The sequence below is a fragment of the Microbacterium sp. genome (genome assembly GCF_030149085.1).
Taxonomy (GTDB): domain Bacteria; phylum Actinomycetota; class Actinomycetes; order Actinomycetales; family Microbacteriaceae; genus Microbacterium.
In genome coordinates this window covers 20,714-36,631 of record NZ_JASBSF010000289.1, presented here as the reverse complement: position 1 = coordinate 36,631, position 15,918 = coordinate 20,714, and the positions used below count along the sequence as shown (strand labels likewise).

The following is a 15,918-nucleotide window of genomic DNA, read 5'->3' as shown; positions in this document are numbered from 1 at the left end:
CGCCAGGGCGTCGTGGAATTCGTCCCGCTAGATTACGTCACCCAGCAGGAGTTGATCAAACCCGTCGTCGCTGCCGCTGTCGTCGGGATCGTCTCGACGAACGCCCGCGTGTGATCGCTCGAGGGAGGAATCACCAGTACCCGCCAACCCACGATGCCGTGTTCTTCGTCCTGCGCCTCAAGGATGCACGCTACCTCGCGCTCCAGGGGCGCCGTCACCTGGAAACTCAGGCTCACTGACCCGTCATCGACCACGGTGAATCCGGTGGTGTCGGCATCCACGCTTTCGAGGGAACTGGCCACCGTCATCCAGCCGAACCATCCGATGACGGCAACGACGATCACGAGTCCGAGGCCGATGACCCACCGCGGTGCGCGTGCGCGTCGGCGTCCGTAGCGATCGTCGAGTTTCGCGCGGATCGCGTCGTCAGAGGTGGGGGGGGCGGTCGTCATCGGCGGTGTCTCGTGAGTCGTTAGGCTGGAACTCCAGGCTAGACGCTGGCCAGTCGAAACGAGACATGATGCGCATTTTGTTGGGGACCTCGACCCCGGTTCCAAGCCCGTCGGAGACGGTCAACCCCGACCTCGTCACCCCGGGCCCGTGGGGCTTTCTGGTCATCGCACTGCTGGCGGTCGTCGTTATCTTGCTCATCACCGACATGATGCGTCGCATCCGTCGTGGCCGGGTGCGCGCCGACATCCGCGAAGAACTGGACGCCGAGGCGCGGGCGGAAGCTGCCGCGGAGTCGGGTTCAGAGCCCGCAGACACTGACGGCGGAGATCCCGAGCCCGGAGAGCCCGAGCGGTCCTAGCTGCGCGGGGCGCTAGCCGTGATAGGCGGGGCTGAGTCCGATGAGCAGGCACGCCGTCCAGTGGCACAGGAACGCGAGCACTGTGCACACGTGGAAGATCTCGTGAAATCCGAAGTGGTTCGGCCACGGGTTCGGGCGCTTGAGCGCGTATACGACGGCGCCCAGTGTGTAGAGGATGCCGCCCACCGCGACAAGGACCATCATGGCGGCGTTGGCCTGGAACAGCGGCACGATGTACATGACCGCCGCCCAGCCGAGCACGAGGTAGAGCGCCACATAAAGCCATCGCGGCGCGTCGATCCAGAACACGCGGAACAGGATGCCGAGAATCGCCCCGCCCCAGACGAGAGAAAGCAGGATGACCGACTGGCTTGTCGGGAGCGCGAGCACCGCGATCGGGGTGTAGGTTCCCGCGATCAGCAGCAGGATGTTGGCGTGATCGATGCGCTTGAGGACGGCACGGGTCTTCGGCTTCCAGCGGAACCGGTGGTACAGGGCTGAATTGCCGAAGAGCAGCAGCGATGTGAGCATGAATACGGCAGCCGACCACTTCGCCGCCGCGCCCTGTGACAGCACAATGAGGACGATGCCGGCAGCGATCGCGATCGGGAAGGTCGCCGCGTGGATCCAGCCGCGCCAGGACGGCTTGAGTTCGTCGGAGGCGACTGCCTCGGCCTCTTCGATGAGGGGCAGTCGGGGCATCTCAGCGCCATCGACGGCCTCGTCCCATTCGGCGGCCGGGCGCTCGGTCGGGTGGTTCACGCCAGACGGGGTCACACCCCGAGCCTACGGGCCCGAGTATTCCCGCGGGGGAACGCGCCGGTGCTGCTGATCGTCCTCGCATCGGTGTGGCGCAGGAGTAACGTGGCCGTGTGGCATCGGGAGTCGGAACAGCGCGCGGCAAGGGCCCGCTGTATCGGCTCTACACAGCTCGACTCCGCCGCGAACTGACACCGGAGAACATGCCGCATCACATCGCGATGATGATCGACGGCAATCGTCGGTGGGCTCGTCAGCTCGGGTATGAGACTGCCGCGCACGGTCATCGTGCGGGTGCTGCGAAGATGCGCGAGTTCTTGGAGTGGTGCGACGACCTCGGAGTCAAGGTGGTCTCGCTGTACCTGCTTTCGACGGACAATGTCCGCAAACGCGACGCTGCAGAGCTCAACGACCTGCTGCAGATCATCGCCGAGCTTGCCGAGGAGATCTCGCGGGTTCGCGACTGGCGGGTCAAGCACGTGGGCAGGGCCGAGCTCCTTCCCCCTGAGCTCACCAGCGTGCTGCGTGCCGCGGAGGACCGGACAGCGGGAAACCCCGGCCTCCACGTGAATCTCGCGGTCGGTTACGGGGGCCGCTCCGAGATCGTGGATGCCGTCCGTAGCATCATCGCCGCCCACGATCGGGACGGCGGGTCCCTTGAGGAGCTTGCGGCGAGCCTCACGCCCGAGCAGATCGGCGAGCACCTCTACACCGGGGGGCAGGCGGATCCCGATCTCGTGATCCGAACGTCGGGAGAGCAGCGGCTCAGCGACTTCCTGCTTTGGCAGAGTGCTCACAGCGAGTTCTACTTCATGGAGGCTCTCGGGCCTGACATTCGTGAGGTGGACTTTCTTCGTGCCCTGCGCAACTACGCGAGTCGTGAGCGCCGCTTCGGCAGCTGAGCGTGGGATGCAACCGCCCGTGGTGCGCCTCGGGCGTGCCACAATGTGACCGTGACGGGTGACATCACGACGTATATCGAGTCCTTCGATTCCGAGCCCGGCTACCTCGACTGGGCGGCATTCGGTCCGCTGTCTCCCAATGTTCGCAGCGAAGTTCACGCGGATGCCGAGCTGCTGGGCACGGGGCGCCGTTCGAGCGTCGACCTGGTGAACGAGCACGTCGACCAGTCGCGTACTCACGCGGCATCCGTCTTGGGTGTGCCCGCAGAGCAGATCGTCATTCAGCCCTCGACGAGCCACGGCCTGCAGCAGGCGATCTATGGCCTCAGCGGCACGCTGCTGCTGTCGCGCGCTGAGTTCCCCGCCCTCACCATTGCCGCCGCGCGCGCCGAGGCATCGCTCGGTACCATGCGAGCGGCGTGGCTGGATCCCGAGAACGGGTTCATGACTCCGGATGCCGTCCGCGACGCCCTCACCGATGAGGTGACCGCCGTCGCCGTGAGCCTCGTGGATTTCCGCACCGGCTATCGCGTCGACCTCAGCGCCCTCCGCGATGTGATCGGGGATCGCCTGCTCATCGTCGACGCGATCCAGGGGCTCGGGATCGTCGACGCCGATTACGGTGCCGCCGACGTCGTCTGCGCGAACGGATACAAGTGGCTGCGCGCCGGGCGCGGCACCGGGGTCGCCTCCTACAGCCCGCGCGCCGTCGACCGGCTGACCCCCGTGCTCTCGGGCTACGCCGGTGTCGCCGACGGGCTGCCCGTGGATGAGGTGCCCGAGCCGTCGCGTGACGCGCGCGCCTTCATCGTTTCGAAGGCCGATTCGCTTGCGGCCGCGCGCCTCGGAAGTGCGCTCCATGAGATTCACGAGGTTGGTGTGGCGACGATCGGCGCAGCAGTCGAGACGCGGGCGACGCGGGTGATCGAGATCGCCGACGAGAACGCCATTCCCGTCATCACTCCTCGAGAGCCCCAGCTTCGCGCGGGAATCGTGACCCTGGCTCCCGAACCGCAGGATGCCGCACCGCTGGCGGCTGCGCTCGCCAACGCAGGAGTCACGATTACTCCTCGCGGCGGCACGATCCGCGTCTCCACCCACGCCGGGACCGACGACGAATCCCTCTTGCTGTTCGCCTCCGCACTTTCGGCCTACTCTGTTTCGCGAGCCTGGTAGAACCCGCGAGGAATTTACCTCGACGTAACGGGACCGACAGCGTGTCGATGCCTACGCCACCCGCTCCCCGTCGTACGTTCAACTCGTCGGGCAAGGCGCCCGACCGGGTCGGCCGTCAGGATCGCGACTCGTGACCCCTGGTCGACTCGCTGGGTACCGGGAATTACCACCCGGGGCGGGAGTGGGTTGTGACCACACGGGCAGCACAGGCACAGAACCGGGTTCACCAGGATGACCGGATCGAGGATGCCGAGCAGGATCAGACGCTGCGCACCTACGTGCTCGACACATCGGTGCTGCTGAGCGATCCGCGCGCGTTCTTCCGATTCGCGGAGCACAATGTCGTGGTCCCGGTGGTGGTCATTACCGAACTCGAAGGCAAACGGCACGACCCCGAGATCGGCTACTTCGCGCGGCAGGCGCTGCGTCATCTCGATGAGTTGCGGGTCGAGCACGGGCGACTTGACTTCCCGGTTCCTGTCGGCGCCGGTGGGACCCTGCGCGTCGAATTGAACAACACCAATCCCGATGCACTGCCCTCAGGTATGCGACTCGGAGACAACGATAGTCGCATCCTTGCCGTGGCCATGAACCTCGCATCCGACGGCCAGGAGGTCACCGTCGTCTCGAAGGATCTCCCGATGCGGGTCAAGGCTGCGTCCCTGGGCATCTCGGCCGAAGAGTACCTTGCTGAGCAGGCAGTCGACTCCGGGTGGACTGGCATAGCCACCCTTGACATCTCCGGCGACGAACTCAGCGATCTCTACGAGAGCGAGGTCGGTACCAGCGACCAGGTGACGGGCCTTCCCGTCAATACGGGCCTGATCATCCACTCTGAGCGGGGGTCGGGCCTTGGTCGTGTCACCGGCGATGGCGGTTTCCGGCTCGTTCGCGGCGACCGCGACGTGTTCGGGCTGCACGGTCGTTCGGCTGAGCAGCGCGTCGCGATCGATCTCCTTCTGGATCCGGAGATCGGCATCGTGTCCCTCGGTGGCCGGGCCGGCACAGGCAAGTCGGCTCTTGCCCTGTGTGCTGGGCTCGAGGCTGTGCTCGAGCGGCAGCAGCAGCGGAAGATCATCGTCTTCCGTCCGCTGTTCGCGGTGGGCGGTCAGGAGCTCGGTTACCTGCCCGGTGACCAGGCAGAAAAGATGAACCCGTGGGGTCAGGCGGTGTTCGACACGCTCGGATCCGTGGTCTCCGGGAACGTCCTCGACGAGGTCGTGGAACGGGGACTTCTGGAGGTCCTGCCTCTGACGCACATCCGAGGTCGCTCCCTGCACGACGCTTTCGTGATCGTCGATGAGGCCCAGTCACTCGAACGCAACGTGCTGCTGACGGTGCTCAGCCGCATCGGCCAGAACTCGCGAGTGGTGCTCACCCACGACGTCGGCCAGCGAGACAACCTCCGGGTGGGGCGCCACGACGGTGTCGCCTCCGTCATCGAGACCCTCAAGGGCCAGGCGCTGTTCGGTCACGTCACCCTGGTGCGCTCGGAACGTTCGGCGATTGCGGCTCTGGTCACCGACCTTCTGGAGTCGGGAGAGCTGTCCTGACGGGATCGCTCCGAGCGCACGCCGGGCGCGCGCGAAGGAAACCATGAGAAGAGTCTCATCGAGCGGTCGGTCATCGGGGCCCTGGCTTCTGTCACCATGGTTGCAACGGGTTCCGCGAGCCCCCCAGATCGCGAGGCCCTCCGGTCGGTGACCCCCCAATAACCGGCCTGCCCCCGGCGACACCCCAGACGCCGGGGGCATTCTCATTACTCCCAGCGGTAGCCGGCGCCGCGGACAGTCGCGATGTGGTGGGCGCCGAGCTTGCCCCGCAGATAGCGCACGTACACGTCGACGACGTTCGACCCCGGATCGAAGTCCATCTCCCAGACGCGGCTGAGAAGCTGCTCGCGAGACAAGACCGTACCCGGGTTGCGGAGGAACTGCTCAGCGAGGGCGAACTCGCGAGCGGATAGCTCCACCTCTCGTCCTGCAACCAGTGCCCGCCGTGACAACAGGTCGAGCGAGACCTCGCCATGCACGATCGTCGTCCCCGCGTCGGTGGGTACCTCCCGCAGCCGCGAGCGCACGCGCGCGAGCAGTTCCTCGAAGGTGAATGGCTTGCGGATGTAGTCGTTCGCCCCGGACTCCAGGCCTTCGACAGTATCCCGGGTGCTGGTGCGGGCAGTGAGCATGATGATCGGCACCGTGCGACCCTCGCGACGAATCTGCCGAAGCACCTCGAGCCCGTCCACCGTGGGCAGACCGATATCGAGGAGGCCGAGGTCGATCCCCCCGCCCCGAAGAAAGTCGAGCGCAGGTGGACCGTCGTCGACGACAACGACGTCGTAGCCTGCTGCGCGCAGCCCCCGCTCCACGAACGCTGAGATCTGCGGCTCGTCTTCTGCGATGAGGATCCTCGTCACCGCTTTCCCCCCTGATGGATCACGTCATCGGCGCGCACCGGCGCCGGATAGGACGCGCCGCTGGTGTGCGGCACGTGGATCGTGAACGTTGCCCCACCCCCGGGGGTATCGGTCACCTCGCAATGGCCACCGTGGCCTTTCGCGATGGCATCGACGATTGCCAATCCCAACCCTGAGCCTCCCACACTTCGGCGTCGTCCCGCTCGGTCAAATCGACGGAAGATGCGATGGCGCATTGCCGGCGGCACGCCGGGACCGTGGTCGCGCACCCAGAAACGGACTTCTCCTGCGTCAGCCGTGCTGCCAATGTCGATCGGACTCGCGTCGGGTGAGTACTTCGAGGCATTGTCAGCCAGCTGCAACCACGCCTGAAGGAGGCGGTCACCGTCGCCGAGCATCAGCCCTGAAGCTCTATCGGTGACGCGCCAGTCGTGTCCGGGAATGACGGCGACCATGTCCGCCATGCGTGTGCTGAGGGCGGCAAGATCGATCTCATCAGACGCGTAGGTGTCGGTCTCCGCCGCTGCCAAGAGATCGATGTCTTCGACCAGTCGGTTGAGGCGATCGAGCTCCGCCATGCCGATCGCCCGAGTGGCTTCGACGTCGGCGGGATCCGACGCATTCATGATCTCGAGGTGTCCGCGCACGATGGTGATCGGGGTCTTCAGCTCGTGACGCACGTCATCCAGCAGCTGTCGCTGCGAGTCAACCGAACCCTCGAGGCGGTCGAGCATCGAATTGACAGTCTGTGACAGGTCAGCGATGCTATCGCCTCCCTCGGATGGCAGACGGCGGCTGAGATCGGCCAGCGTCATGCTGTCGGCGACCTCACGCACCTCCGCGATCGACCGCAGTGCCGCCCCGGCGACGAACCAGCCGACGAGGGCGACGAGAGCAATGGTGACGACGGATGCGACGCCGAAGACGATCATGGGAATCAGCAGGCCATCCAGCGGCGTTCCGGCACGCCACAGCGCCGCAGCCTGCACCGTGAACGTCACGCCCCCGACGAGGGCGAGGGCGACTGCGCACGCCAGCACCACTCCCGTGACGATGCGAGTGCGCGCGGATCGCGGCCGCTGGGACCGTGTCATGGGGTGATTATGGCCCGGAGCGTCGGCTCCGCGCATCCACGCCAGCTCAGCCCGGGTGGGTCATCGACAGCAGGTCGAGCTTCTCGTCGAGCTGCTCGAGGGTCAGCTCGCCGCGCTCGATGTAGCCCAGGGCAACGACGGCTTCCCGAATCGTGATCCCTTCGGCCACCGCGTGCTTGGCGATCTTGGCCGCCGCCTCGTAGCCGATCAGCTTGTTCAACGGCGTCACGATGGACGGCGACATGCCGGCAAAGGCAGAGGCGCGGTCGACGTTGGCTTCCAAACCCGCGATCGTCTTGTCTGCCAGGACCCGGACCGTGTTCGAGAGCAGCCGGATCGATTCGAGCAGTGCCGTCCCCATGACAGGGATCGCGACGTTCAGTTCGAACGCGCCCGAGGCTCCCGCCCAGGCGATCGTCGCGTCGTTGCCGATGATGCGCGCGCACACCATCAAGGTCGCCTCGGGAACGACAGGGTTCACCTTGCCGGGCATGATCGACGAGCCCGGCTGCAGGTCGGGGATCCGCAATTCGGCGAGACCCGTGTTCGGGCCTGACCCCATCCAGCGCAGGTCGTTGTTGATCTTCGTGAGCGACACCGCGATCGTCCGCAGAGCACCCGATGCCTCCACAAGCGCGTCGCGGTTAGCTTGGGCCTCGAAGTGATCCTTGGCCTCGGTGATCGGCAGCTCGGTCTCAGCGACCAGGATCTCCAGGACCTTCTGCGGAAATCCGAGAGGAGTGTTGATTCCGGTACCGACGGCGGTGCCACCCAGCGGCACCTCGGCCACGTGCGGGATGACAGCCCGAACACGCTCGATGCCGAGGCGGATCTGGCGCGCGTAGCCACCGAACTCCTGGCCCAGGGTGACGGGAGTGGCATCCATGAGGTGAGTCCTGCCGGACTTCACGACGCTCTTCCAGAGCTCTGCCTTCTCTTCGAGGGCTACTGCCAGGTGGTCAAGCGCGGGAATGAGGTCATCGATCAGCTCCTGGGTCACTGCGACGTGCACCGAGGTGGGGAAGACGTCGTTCGATGACTGCGAAGCGTTGACGTGGTCGTTCGGGTGCACGGTGTGGCCGAGGCTGTGCGTCGCGAGGGTAGCCAGCACCTCGTTCATATTCATGTTCGACGACGTTCCGCTGCCGGTCTGGTACACGTCGATCGGGAACTGGTCGGCGTGAGCACCACCGATGATCTCGTCGGCCGCCGCAGCGATCGCTTCCGCGATCTGAGCGTCCAGGGTGCCGAGGTCTCGGTTGGCCAGCGCTGCGGCCTTCTTGATGCGCGCCAGCGCCACGATCTGCGCGGGATCGAGCGCATCGCCCGAGATGGGGAAGTTCTCGACGGCCCGCTGGGTCTGCGCGGCATACAGTGCGTTCTTGGGAACGCGCACCTTGCCCATCGTGTCGTGTTCGATGCGGTACTCGATGTCAGTCACGTCCTCGTTCCTTCGCTTCAGGTGGGTTCGGGCGTCTGCCCGCAGTGATCAGGGGTTCTCGGCGGCGCCCACGATGACATCGGGGATCGCCGTGCCTTCAGACAGCCGGTAGTTCGCTCCGACGATCGCGAGGGTACCGGCGGCGACGGCATCGCTGATGAGCTCGGAGGAGTGGAGGAGCTCAGCGACGGTGTCACGCAGGTGCTCGCGGCCTACTTCTTCGGCATCCACGGGCTTGCCGTCGGACGCGCGAATCACGCGCCGGACCGCCGGAACGATGGGGGCGATCTGGCGCCAGATGTGTGGCGGAAGAGAGGGGGCATCCACGGTGGTGGATTCGATCGCGGCGGCAACGGCACCGCATTCGTCGTGGCCGAGCACGACGATGAGGGGGACCTCGAGGACCGCGACGGCGTACTCGAGGCTGCCCACGACAGAGTCGGAAATGACCTGACCGGCGTTTCGGACGACGAACAGATCACCGAGGCCCTGGTCGAAGATGATCTCCGCGGCGAGGCGCGAGTCTGCGCACCCGAACAGTGCGGCACGCGGGCGCTGGCCCCCGGCCAGTTCGTGACGACGCTCGACATCCTGCCGTGGGTGCGACGGGTCGCCCGAGACGAACCGGGCATTGCCCTCACGCATGTCGCCCCACACCTCGGCGGGAGTCGCGGTGGGCGTCATGAGCTTTCCTCCTGGGCGGTGACGATCTGATCGGTCAGACCCGCCGCGACCACGCGGAGGGTCTCGGTATTCGTTGCGCCGTAGACCAGGATCGTGTCGTCGCCGGCGGTCGTACTCAGAGCAGCCGAGATGTTGCCGGCGCGGGCAGGGTCGGGAATGTCGTACTCGGTCCATTCGACACCGTCGATGACGATGGTTCCCGCCGCATCTGCTCCTGAGAGCTCGCGAGTCGGCCATGCCGCGTCTGCGCTGAAGCCCTGGGAGACCCGCACGAATCCGGCGTCTTCGGCAGGGACGTACAGCACCGTCCACGTGCGCGGGTCGTCTCCTGCGACGGCGGCGGAGGTGACCAGCCAGGTCTCGGGAACGACAGGGACGATCGCAACCCCACCCCCGAGGGTGCCCGAGACATCCTCGGCTACCGCAGCGACGTCGATCGGCTTGGGCGCTGGTGGCTCGCCGCGCGGCACGGCGAAGATGACGATTGCGACGATGCCGAGGGTGATCACGAGGGCCGCAACAAGATTGCGAAACGTCTGACTCGAGCGATAGACGCGGGATGACTCGGCCTTGCGCGCCGCCGTCTCCTCGGGAGTTTCAGGACGGCCGAGCTCGGCGACGATTCGCTCACGCTGCGCCATCACGACTGGTCCCCGCCCGTCGGTGGCGTCGAGGCTGCACGCGCTGCATCCAGGCGTTCTTTCGCGCCGACGAGCCACTGCTCGCACCGCGCCGCGAGAGCTTCGCCGCGCTCCCAGAGTCGAAGCGACTCCTCGAGAGTTGGTGCGCCCTGCTCCAGTTCTGCGACGACCCGAACCAACTCGTCGCGAGCCTGCTCGAACGAGAGGCCGTCGACGTCCCCCGGTGCAGGCGGGTTCGCGGCGGTCATGGCTTCCATCCTAGAGCGGCCTGTCGGGGGTTCTGGTCTCGTCAACCTCGCCTCCCGAACGCGCAGCGAACGAGCCGCGTCCGACGGTCACCGTGACCTCTGTCCCAGACGGCGCCTGCTCGGCATCCCGCACGATCACGCCACCAGCGACGTGCGCGATCGCATACCCGCGGGCAAGCGTCGACGCGGGGGAGAGGGCGCGTACAGCTGCGCGCAACTGCGCGGTATGTGCGGTTTGCACGGCCACGGCGCGCTCGGCGTGGTCGCGCCCGCGCGCGACCAGAAGCTCGATGTGCTGCGCTCGCTGGGCCAGCACGTTCTCGGGATTGCGCAGCACGGGGCGTGAGCGAAGCTGTTCGAGTTGGGTGATGTCATGGGCCAGTCGCTGTGTCACCCGGGTGCGGGCGCGGCTGAGCAACTGAGACACGAGCGCCCTTTGCTCGGCGACGTCCGGGACCACGCGCTTTGCGGCATCCGTCGGCGTGGATGCTCGAAGATCCGCCACATCGTCGAGGATCGGATGGTCGTTCTCGTGTCCGATGGCGCTGACCACGGGGGTGGATGCCGCCGCCACCGCCCTCACGAGCCGCTCGTCACTGAATCCCAGGAGGGTCTGCGGGTCGCCACCGCCCCGAGCGATGATGATCACGTCGACCTCGGGGTCGGCATCCAGGGCTTTCAACGCCGCGATCGTCTCGGGTACGCAACGATCCCCCTGCACAGCCGCGTACTGCGTGCGGAACCGCACACGCGGCCAGCGCAGTTCCGCGTTGCGATGCACATCCTTCTCGGCATCCGAGTTCTCGCCCGTGATCAGGCCAATGAGGTGCGGGAGGAACGGGAGCTGCTTCTTGCGAGCGGGGTCGAATAACCCTTCGCCGCGGAGCTGGACCCGGAGCCGCTCGAGCCGCTCCAACTGGTCGCCCAGCCCCACATGCCGCATCGCCGAAACGGCGAAGCTGAAATCACCCGTTCGGGTGAAGTAGTCGGCCTTGACGCACGCGACGACCCGATCGCCGACGGCGAGGTCGGCGGGGAGCCGCTGGCGCGTACTCGACCAGATTCGGATCGAGATCGTCGCGTCCGTCGTGAGGTCTTTGATGCGCCCGAAGACGTTGCCGCCGCGAAGGTTCCACGATGTGATCTCGCCCTCGACCCACACCGACCCCCACGTCTCGACAAAGCCGCGAATGGTGTCGCCCAGGCGAGCAACCGACGTCGGCGACTGGGCGCTCGAGTCCCGCGGATGCACGGAATCCGGCGGCGGAGCCTGTCCGGGAACGTGCTCGGGCTGAAACGTCGTCATGATCCCTTTCGGCTTGCCCGGCCCGCGCTCAGGCCGCCCCCGTAGAATCGGACCGATGAGCACTCCCGCGGTACACATGCCCATGCCCCGCGTTCCGCGGCGCCGTGAGCGCCTCCAGGATATCCCGGTCGATCGACCCAAGCGGGTGCTGCTCGCTGCGCCCCGGGGATACTGCGCCGGAGTCGATCGCGCCGTGATCGCGGTCGAGAAGGCGCTCGAGCGATTCGGTGCGCCCGTCTACGTTCGCAAGCAGATCGTTCACAACATCCACGTCGTGACCGAGCTCGAACAGAAGGGCGCGATCTTCGTCGACGAGGTCGACGAAGTGCCCGAGGGCGCGCACGTCGTCTTCAGCGCGCACGGTGTGTCGCCGGCCGTCGTGCAGTCGGCAGCCGATCGCCAGTTGCAGGCAATCGACGCGACCTGCCCGCTGGTCACGAAGGTGCACCGCGAAGCCGTGCGCTTTGCCCGTGACGAGTTCGAGATCCTTTTGATCGGTCACCTCGGTCATGAAGAGGTTGAGGGCACAGCCGGTGAGGCGCCGGAGCACATCACGATCGTCAACTCGCCCGAGGAGGCCGACACCGTCGAGGTGCGGGACCCGTCCCGCGTGGTGTGGCTGTCGCAGACGACCCTCTCGGTGGACGAGACGATGGAGACTGTCCGGCGCCTGCGTGAGCGGTTCCCCGAGCTGCAGGATCCGCCCTCAGACGACATCTGCTACGCGACCCAGAACCGCCAGGTCGCCATCAAGAAGGTCGCACAGGGTGCTGACCTGGTGATCGTCGTCGGTTCGGCGAACTCGTCCAACAGCGTGCGACTGGTCGAGGTCGCTCTCGAGTACGGCGCGAAGGCCGCGTATCGGGTCGACTACGCTGACGAGATTCGGCAGGAATGGCTCGATGGGGTTGCCAGCGTCGGTGTCACCAGCGGTGCGTCGGTCCCCGAGGTGCTGGTTCAGCAGGTGCTCGAGGATCTTGCGGCGGCAGGCTATCGCGACGTCGAAGAGGTGCGCACGGCCGAAGAGGACTTGATGTTCTCCCTCCCCAAGGAGTTGCGGCAGAGCACCGGCGAGCACCGGGGCGGGCGCGTGCGCGCATGAGCGAAGACAAGGACGACCGACCGCAGCCGCAGTACGGCGTCTATGCGACGCCGGAGGAGCAGCGAGCACGCATCCAAAAGCCCGACGCGACCTGGTCGCTCGATACCGGCGAGTCGGTGACGGATGCGCCCGCGTCGGCATCCGCGAACAAAGGAGGCGCGGCGCCGCGCGCTTCGGTCGATCCTGGACGCTCGCGGGCAATCGATCGCATCATCACCTTCGCGCTGCTCGCCTACGCGTTGGTGAACGTCGCTGTCGCTGCGCTCGCACTCTTGGACTTTCCGCAGTACGCCGCAACGGTCTTCGAAGTCATGGGGATCCCCGGCGAGTTCACCAACCTCGACGGTGGACAGACCTGGGGAACCGCCGCTGCGGTCGCGCTGATCATCGGCTACCTCATCACCGCGTGGTTCTCGGTGCGCCGGACCATGGCCGGCAAGATCGCGTGGTGGGTTCCGCTTGTCGGCGCCGTCGTCACTCATCTGGTCGTCGGCGTGCTCGCGATTGTTCCGCTGATGTCAGACCCCGCTTTCACCGCGTACCTGGCCTCGATCTCCTGAGGCCAGATACGCGGGTCGGCAGACTGATCGCCTGCGGGGCGGAGCTCAGACGCCCAGGGACTTGCCCGCCGAGCCGAGCTGCTGCGTAGCCTCGACGACACGTGCCGCCATCGCAGTCTCTGCAACCTTGCCCCATGCCCGCGGGTCGTAGGCCTTCTTGTTGCCGACCTCGCCGTCGACCTTCAGGACGCCGTCGTAGTTGCTGAACATGAAGCCGGCGACGGAGCGCGTGAACGCGTACTGCGTGTCGGTGTCGATGTTCATCTTGATGACGCCGTTCGCGACAGCCAGGGCGATCTCTTCCTCGGTCGAGCCACTGCCACCGTGGAAGACGAGGTCCAGGGGCTTTGCCGCCGTGCCGAACTTCGCGGCGATGCCTTCCTGGATCTCGCCGAGCAGTTCCGGCTTGAGCTTGACGTTGCCGGGCTTGTACACGCCGTGCACATTGCCGAAGGTGAGCGCGGCGATCCAGCGACCCTGGTCGCCGAGGCCCAGTGCCTCGACCACTTGGGTGACGTCGCCGGTCGTGGTGTAGAGCGCGTCGTTCGTGCCCTCGTGCTTGACGCCATCCTCTTCGCCGCCGACGACGCCGATCTCGACCTCGAGGATCGCGTTGATGTTCTTCAGCCGGGGGAGAAGCTCCTTGGCGATCTCGATGTTCTCGCCCAGCGGGACTGCCGATCCATCCCACATGTGCGACTGGAAGATCGGCTCGCCACCGGCCTTCACCTGCTCTTCGGATGCTGCAAGTAGCGGCAGCACGAAGTCTTCGAGGGCGGGCTTGGGGCAGTGATCGGTGTGCAGCGCGACAGTGATCGGGTAGTTCTTGGCGACCTCGGTGGCGAACTTCGCCATCGCGAGTGCTCCCGTGGCCCGCGCCTTGACGGTGTGCCCGGCGAAGTAGTCAGCGCCGCCGGTCGTCACCTGCAGGATGCCGTCCGAACCGGCCTCTGCCAAGCCCTGCAGTACGGCGTTGATCGACTGCGAACTCGAGACGTTGATGGCCGGGTAGGCGAACCCGCCTGCCTTGGCGCGGTCGAGCATCTCGGCGTACTGGTCGGGGGTTGCGACGGGCATGAGTGCGCTCCTTGTCGGTGGGGAATCACCTCGGTGGGGGTTCACCGTCACTCTAGCGAAGCGTGTCAGCCCGCGCCGAGACGGTCGGCCGTGAGATTCCCCGGCGGACGGGGAGACCTGTGACCCGAACATGAAGGTTCTGCCATGTCGGCCCTCGTCAGCGAGGCGGCGCATAGGGTAGCGCACATGGGAACTGTTTACTACGGAGGATCGGCGACCCCCATCTACATCGATGACCTCGCGCTTGCGCATCTCAAAGTGGTGATCGCCACGAAGCTGCGCCGCGGCGAGAGCTTCACGGTGTCGTGGCAGCACCCTGAGGACCAGGAACCGGGACGCACGACCCTGTGGCTGCATCCGTCGATTCCCCTGCGCTTCGTCTTCGATGAGCCGGAATCGCCGCAGTTGAGCCGCGAATGGATCGAGGACCTCGCAAACTCTGCGAATTCATCGGGGGGGATTCTGCTGGTCTCGCAACACTTCGATGCGACGACGGCGCCGGTAGTTCGCCCCTGATTGCCGCTCTGGCAAGAACCTTGATTCTTGTCGGAACGCGAGTGGGTAACTCGGCGGGCGAGGCCGCACGCGTGGTTAGGGTGAAATCATGGTGAGCCTGACCGCAGACATGAGCCCGTTGCATCCCGACCGAAACCTGGCTCTCGAGCTGGTTCGTGCGACCGAGGCTGCGGCGATCCGGTCGGTGCCTTTCATCGGCCGCGGCGCCAAAGAGGCCGCTGACGGGGCAGCGGTCGACGCGATGCGCGCCTTCCTCACGACCGTGAGTTTCGACGGCACCATCGTCATCGGCGAGGGTGAGAAGGATGACGCCCCCATGCTCTTCAACGGCGAGAGCGTCGGCAACGGTCGCGGTCCGAAGTGCGACGTCGCGGTCGACCCGATTGACGGGACGTCGCTGACGGCCGAGGGTCGCAATAACGCGCTCTCCGTCCTTGCCGTTTCCGATCACGGCACGATGCTCGACGCGTCGTCGGTCTTCTATATGGACAAGCTCGTGACCGGACCCGCCGGTGTCGGTGTGGTCGACATTCGCCTTCCGATCGGGGAGAACATCCGTCTGCTCGCGAAGGCGTTGGGAAAGCCGGTTGACGAGATCGTCGTCTCGGTCCTGAACCGGCCGCGACACGACAAGCTCATCGCGGAGATCCGGGAAGCTGGGGCCGGCACGCGCCTCATGAGTGACGGCGATGTCGCGGGCGGGATCAATGCGGCTCGCCACAACGCGCGCACTGACATGTGCGTGGGTGTCGGAGGCAGCCCCGAGGGGATCGTCACGGCCTGCGCGATCAAGGCTCTTGGCGGTCACATCCAGGGTCGACTCTGGCCACGCAATGACGACGAGGCGCAGCGCGCTATCGATGCGGGCCTCAAGGTCGACGGACACATCTACGAGGCCGACGACATGGTTCGGGGCAACAACACGATCTTCGTTGCTACCGGCGTGACCAATGGCGAGCTCGTCGCCGGGGTGCGGCGTGAGGGTGGATACGTCTACACCGAAAGCGTCGTGCTCCGTGGGGCCTCGGGCACGCTGCGTCGGATCACGTCTGAGCACCTCGTGTCGAAGTGGCTCTGAGTTCCGTGAGCACCACGCTGCGTTGACGGGCGGCCCTGCTTCCCGGGCGCGGTGAGGCGGCCTCGGCGTGGACCTCTGGCAGAATCGGAGGAGTCCGAACGGAAGCG

At 66.3% G+C, this 15,918-nt stretch carries 18 protein-coding genes; 8 read left to right on the top strand and 10 right to left on the bottom strand.

The window, feature by feature from the left end; translation table 11 throughout:
• Positions 1-32: 32 nt before the first annotated feature.
• Positions 33-452 carry a DUF4307 domain-containing protein gene (locus Q1V87_RS11905; RefSeq protein ID WP_300593046.1) on the bottom strand — a complete coding sequence of 140 codons (420 nt, stop codon included), beginning with the start codon at positions 450-452 and terminating at the stop codon, positions 33-35.
• 65 nt (positions 453-517) lie between these two features.
• On the opposite strand from Q1V87_RS11905, the gene Q1V87_RS11900 reads away from it, so the two are divergent.
• Positions 518-811, top strand: coding sequence for a hypothetical protein (locus tag Q1V87_RS11900; RefSeq protein ID WP_300593043.1), 294 nt, complete (start codon positions 518-520; stop codon positions 809-811).
• A gap of 12 nt (positions 812-823) precedes the next feature.
• Here the strand turns inward: Q1V87_RS11900 and Q1V87_RS11895 are convergent, their stop codons facing one another.
• Positions 824-1,513 (bottom strand): hemolysin III family protein, encoded by a 690-nt coding sequence (locus Q1V87_RS11895; RefSeq protein ID WP_300593100.1) that lies wholly within the window; start codon positions 1,511-1,513, stop codon positions 824-826.
• Positions 1,514-1,683: 170 nt separating this feature from the next.
• Between Q1V87_RS11895 and Q1V87_RS11890 the strand changes: the two genes are divergently transcribed.
• The 3 genes from Q1V87_RS11890 to Q1V87_RS11880 all read left to right on the top strand — a co-directional run bounded on the left by Q1V87_RS11890 (position 1,684) and on the right by Q1V87_RS11880 (position 5,201).
• Entirely contained in the window at positions 1,684-2,472 is a 789-nt protein-coding gene (locus tag Q1V87_RS11890) for an isoprenyl transferase (protein ID WP_300593040.1), read from the top strand.
• Between the two features lie 51 nt (positions 2,473-2,523).
• Positions 2,524-3,648: an aminotransferase class V-fold PLP-dependent enzyme gene (locus Q1V87_RS11885; protein WP_300593038.1), complete on the top strand. Its 1,125-nt coding sequence runs from the start codon at positions 2,524-2,526 to the stop codon at positions 3,646-3,648.
• Between the two features lie 239 nt (positions 3,649-3,887).
• Positions 3,888-5,201 (top strand): PhoH family protein, encoded by a 1,314-nt coding sequence (locus Q1V87_RS11880; RefSeq protein ID WP_300593097.1) that lies wholly within the window; start codon positions 3,888-3,890, stop codon positions 5,199-5,201.
• A 206-nt stretch (positions 5,202-5,407) separates the two neighbouring features.
• Here Q1V87_RS11880 and Q1V87_RS11875 read toward each other — a convergent pair whose 3' ends face one another.
• Genes Q1V87_RS11875 through xseA form a run of 7 tightly spaced genes read right to left on the bottom strand, consistent with a single transcriptional unit; the run spans position 5,408 to position 11,478 of the window.
• A complete protein-coding gene (locus Q1V87_RS11875; RefSeq protein WP_300593035.1) occupies positions 5,408-6,064 on the bottom strand; it encodes a response regulator transcription factor in 657 nt (218 codons plus the stop codon).
• Positions 6,061-7,158 carry a HAMP domain-containing sensor histidine kinase gene (locus Q1V87_RS11870; RefSeq protein ID WP_300593033.1) on the bottom strand — a complete coding sequence of 366 codons (1,098 nt, stop codon included), beginning with the start codon at positions 7,156-7,158 and terminating at the stop codon, positions 6,061-6,063. Before Q1V87_RS11870 ends, Q1V87_RS11875 begins: the two co-directional genes overlap by 4 nt.
• Before the next feature lie 46 nt (positions 7,159-7,204).
• The gene (locus tag Q1V87_RS11865) at positions 7,205-8,599 is read right to left on the bottom strand and encodes an aspartate ammonia-lyase (protein ID WP_300593030.1); all 1,395 of its coding nucleotides are present in this window, start codon (positions 8,597-8,599) and stop codon (positions 7,205-7,207) included.
• A 48-nt stretch (positions 8,600-8,647) separates the two neighbouring features.
• Complete coding sequence (locus tag Q1V87_RS11860) at positions 8,648-9,283, bottom strand: carbonic anhydrase (protein WP_300593028.1); 636 nt, start codon at positions 9,281-9,283, stop codon at positions 8,648-8,650.
• The gene (locus Q1V87_RS11855; RefSeq protein ID WP_300593094.1) at positions 9,280-9,924 is read right to left on the bottom strand and encodes a DUF4245 family protein; all 645 of its coding nucleotides are present in this window, start codon (positions 9,922-9,924) and stop codon (positions 9,280-9,282) included. The genes Q1V87_RS11860 and Q1V87_RS11855 overlap by 4 nt, the downstream gene beginning before the upstream one ends.
• Complete coding sequence (locus Q1V87_RS11850; protein WP_300593026.1) at positions 9,924-10,181, bottom strand: exodeoxyribonuclease VII small subunit; 258 nt, start codon at positions 10,179-10,181, stop codon at positions 9,924-9,926. The genes Q1V87_RS11855 and Q1V87_RS11850 overlap by 1 nt, the downstream gene beginning before the upstream one ends.
• Before the next feature lies 1 nt (position 10,182).
• Complete coding sequence (gene xseA / locus Q1V87_RS11845; RefSeq protein ID WP_300593024.1) at positions 10,183-11,478, bottom strand: exodeoxyribonuclease VII large subunit; 1,296 nt, start codon at positions 11,476-11,478, stop codon at positions 10,183-10,185.
• A gap of 55 nt (positions 11,479-11,533) precedes the next feature.
• Here xseA and Q1V87_RS11840 point away from each other — a divergent pair, with 55 nt between their 5' ends.
• On the top strand, positions 11,534-12,580 hold the full coding sequence (locus tag Q1V87_RS11840; RefSeq protein ID WP_300593022.1) for a 4-hydroxy-3-methylbut-2-enyl diphosphate reductase: 1,047 nt from the start codon (positions 11,534-11,536) through the stop codon (positions 12,578-12,580).
• Positions 12,577-13,140 (top strand): DUF6264 family protein, encoded by a 564-nt coding sequence (locus Q1V87_RS11835; RefSeq protein ID WP_300593019.1) that lies wholly within the window; start codon positions 12,577-12,579, stop codon positions 13,138-13,140. The genes Q1V87_RS11840 and Q1V87_RS11835 overlap by 4 nt, the downstream gene beginning before the upstream one ends.
• Positions 13,141-13,185: 45 nt before the next feature.
• On the opposite strand, the gene fbaA is transcribed toward Q1V87_RS11835, so the two are convergent.
• On the bottom strand, positions 13,186-14,217 hold the full coding sequence (gene fbaA / locus Q1V87_RS11830) for a class II fructose-bisphosphate aldolase (RefSeq protein WP_300593017.1): 1,032 nt from the start codon (positions 14,215-14,217) through the stop codon (positions 13,186-13,188).
• 186 nt (positions 14,218-14,403) lie between these two features.
• On the opposite strand from fbaA, the gene Q1V87_RS11825 reads away from it, so the two are divergent.
• Together Q1V87_RS11825 and glpX are read left to right on the top strand one after the other, a co-directional pair.
• On the top strand, positions 14,404-14,733 hold the full coding sequence (locus Q1V87_RS11825) for a hypothetical protein (RefSeq protein ID WP_300593014.1): 330 nt from the start codon (positions 14,404-14,406) through the stop codon (positions 14,731-14,733).
• Positions 14,734-14,821: 88 nt separating this feature from the next.
• On the top strand, positions 14,822-15,811 hold the full coding sequence (glpX, locus tag Q1V87_RS11820; RefSeq protein WP_300593011.1) for a class II fructose-bisphosphatase: 990 nt from the start codon (positions 14,822-14,824) through the stop codon (positions 15,809-15,811).
• Positions 15,812-15,918: the final 107 nt, after the last annotated feature.